The organism is Vibrio sp. 1069 (assembly GCF_033340555.1).
On sequence record NZ_JAWOWP010000256.1, the window covers coordinates 1 to 795 of the forward strand.

At 45.9% G+C, this 795-nt stretch carries 1 protein-coding gene; it reads right to left on the bottom strand.

Translation table 11 applies throughout. The annotated features are described in order from the left end of the window. Positions 1–86 precede the first annotated feature (86 nt). On the bottom strand, positions 87–795 hold a 709-nt coding region (locus R7040_RS25825), incomplete at its 5' end, for a S41 family peptidase (protein ID WP_318097483.1).

The following is a 795-nucleotide window of genomic DNA, read 5'->3' on the forward strand; positions in this document are numbered from 1 at the left end:
GTTCTCGTGACATTGCTTCACACCCCAAAATCGGTAGTGTTAGTGCAAGAGAAGCACAAAGTCTTATAGCTGTTGCGCGCCTTGATCTAGTTGATCTCAACATGTATAGCCTCTGTTCTTAGTGGTGAACGGTGATCCTTAAGTGCTGGAGAGTCGCTGTTAAGTGGCATTGTGTTGAAACTCGCAGGCGACACTTGTGGACAAGTTCCTGTATCCATGTAGTTGAGTGCGGCAGATAGCATGCGCTCGGATGTATCGCCTAGCGGCTTCGTTAGGTCGTCATCTACCCAACAACCTTCAACTCGATTATCTAAACCAAGGTTGCTGCTAATTTGGCTCTTAGGTGTTGGAACAAAACCGTCGGCAAAGTCGCCAAATTGTTTTTCGTTCGCAGATTTAAACTGAATGGTGTAGTACATGGTGCCACAGTTCTGCTCTGGTGCGAATCCATAGGGTTTACCCATTGTGGTTGAGCCAATTTGGATAACATTAACATCAATACCTCGCAGTGCATTCATCAGTAATTCACTTGAAGAGGCAGTACCGCCAGAGGTCAGCACATAAACTTGCTGCTTGCCTAGAGTAGGCAACATTTGGTCTGAGAACTTGCCTGCTGCCCAGTCGATGGCTACGTTAGTAAATGGGTATACATTGTCGCCATTAGGTATGGTTTTCATGATCTTATCGTTGTGAATTAGCTCACTAAAGACACGATTTTTATCCGCGCCGCTGAGCATGTATCCCACTTGAGAAGATTGCAGTACTAAACCGCCGCCGTTGTATCGTAAATCGACA